The following is a 2,213-nucleotide window of genomic DNA, read 5'->3' as shown; positions in this document are numbered from 1 at the left end:
ACTGTGCTTGCGGTTGGGCATTGGGCGCCTGCGCTCACGCTTGGCTGCGGGTTAGGGCTGTCCGGATGCGGGGCGAGTGTTCGTACATGTGCACGGTCATCTGTGCTGTTGTTTGCCGAGGCGTGTGCGCTTTCGCTTGCCTGTGTGGAGGAGGTCTGTATTGGTGGGAACGGTTTGCCATTGAAGTAGAACGATCGGTGCACTACCGTACGGGTGACTACGGAGTGGGCCGTGAGGAGGAGTGGTGCGTCGGATACTGTGCACGATCCAGCAGGGGAGCCTGAGCCGGTCTAGATGCCGGGCTGCCGAGCGTGCCTTGGCCGACGCCTACCGGCAGGCGGTGGACGGCGGCGCGCGTGTGGTCGTGGTGTGGTGCGAGATCCCGCCGGACCAGTCCTTCACCGACAACCATCCTTCGACCATGTCGTGGGTGCTCGTCGAAACCGAAGACGGCCTGCCCGCCGCCCGCCGTGAACCTGCGATGCGTGCGATGAGCGAGGCCTGGAACACCGTCACCGGGGCCGGTCCGAACGACCTCATGCTCGCTCTGATCGACGCCTCGCTGTTCACCCGCTACCTGCAACTCAACCGCGACCGCATCCGCCCCACCGCCCGCCCCCTCTTCCTCCTGCGCACCTTCACCCACCTCGCCGTCTCCCGTTTCACCCAGGGCCGCTTCGCAATCCCCGCGAACCACCCCGGGAGCTGACATGTCGTCGACAACGTCGCCCGCCGCACCCACCCAGGCACCGCCCCTCTCGTTCGCTGCCTTCCCGCCACCCACGGTCCCGCAATCTCCGCGAATCGTGATCGGAGTTGACATGCCGCTCCACCACGCCGCCGGTCGTGCTGCCCTATACGCGGTCGCCCAGCCGACCGTTCGTCGTCTCGCGCAGAGTCGACTCGCAGGTCCTGTGATGCGCGGTCGGAGTTGACATGCCGCTTTACCACGTCGGTCGACGTACCTGTCTGGACACCGTCGCCCAGAGTGCCGTCTGTCGTCTTGCGCGGAGTCGGCTGGTGAGTCCTGTGATGCGTGATCGGAGTTGACATGCCGCTTTACCACGTCGGTCGACGTACCTGTCTGGACACCGTCGCCCAGAGTGCCGTCTGTCGTCTTGCGCGGAGTCGGCTGGTGAGTCCTGTGATGCGCGGTCGGAGTTGACATGCCGCTCTACGACGTCGGTCGACGTACCTGTCTGGACACTGTCGCCCAGCGTGCCGTCTGTCGCTTTGCGCGGAGTCGGCTGGTGAGTCCTGTGATTCGTGATCGGAGCTGACATGCCGCTCTACAACATTGCTTGCCGCGTCCGCCCAGATGCCGCCACGCATGCAGCCGTCGCGGCTGCAGTTACCGCGACGCACTGTGAGATCACCGGCGCGCCATCCGCCTTCGTCAGCGTGGTCCTCCTCCACGGCCACGCGCTGCGCCCCGGCATCGAGGTGTCCGTCATCGCGGGCGTCCGCGGCGGCGGAAACCGCACCCCCGACCTGTTCGCCCGCCTGGAACACGCCATGCAATCCGCCATCGCCACAGCCGCCGGGATGGCACCCTCCGCCGTCGAGATCACCCTCATCGAATTCGCCGCCAGCTGGATCATGGAAGGCGGCGAAGTCCTACCCGAACCAGGCGAAGAAGGAACCCGGCACACCCCCTGACCCGAGCCGCCGACCGCCCCGACGCAGACCTCTCGCCACCGACTTCGGCGAGCCGACACAGCTGGTCAGTCGATCAGGAGGTAATGGTGGCGGCGGCCTCTCGGCCGATGCCGCCACCATTACCTCCTGATCAACCGACCAACAAGACACGCCGCGCGACACGCCCGCAGTAGCCGCCGACCCTGTGGCAGCCGCCTCCACCTGGCCCTCGCGGCGGCATCCCACGGCGAATGCGTCCGCATCGGCCGAGAGACCCTCGCCGCCATCAACCGACCATCTGGACACGCCACTTCCCGCACCCGTTCTTGCTCGTCGCACTCGCTCTCAACTGACAGCACATCCCTGACATGTCGGTGACAGGACATCCCGGACACTGATCGGTCGATCGATGAGTGTTCGTTGATGGGCCAGAAGGTAGTCACGATGGAGCAGAGGCTTGCTGCTGTGTTCGCCGAGGTTGCTGCTGGGCGGGCCACGGTCGTTGGAGTGTGTGCCGAGCTGGGGATCAGCCGGGACAGGTTTTATGTGTATCGGCGCCGCTTCGCCGAGGAGGG

2 protein-coding genes are annotated in these 2,213 nt (G+C 66.0%); both read left to right on the top strand.

Annotated elements, in window-relative coordinates; genetic code table 11:
• Positions 1–244 precede the first annotated feature (244 nt).
• Positions 245–709, top strand: a complete 465-nt coding sequence (locus NVU01S_RS40125; RefSeq protein ID WP_156522245.1) for a hypothetical protein — start codon at positions 245–247, stop codon at positions 707–709.
• Positions 710–1,281: 572 nt separating this feature from the next.
• Complete coding sequence (locus NVU01S_RS40120) at positions 1,282–1,659, top strand: hypothetical protein (protein WP_063048244.1); 378 nt, start codon at positions 1,282–1,284, stop codon at positions 1,657–1,659.
• Positions 1,660–2,213: the final 554 nt, after the last annotated feature.

The sequence above is a fragment of the Nocardia vulneris genome (assembly GCF_001613425.1).
In the GTDB taxonomy this organism is placed as follows: Bacteria; Actinomycetota; Actinomycetes; order Mycobacteriales; family Mycobacteriaceae; genus Nocardia; species Nocardia vulneris.
Note: the sequence above shows the minus strand (reverse complement) of the source record. Positions and strands in the feature narration are given on the sequence as shown.

Excerpts from the sequence above, each read along its gene's own strand:
- NVU01S_RS40120 (WP_063048244.1), top strand. The coding sequence starts at position 1,282 with ATGCCGCTCTACAACATTGCTTGCCGCGTCCGCCCAGATGCCGCCACG.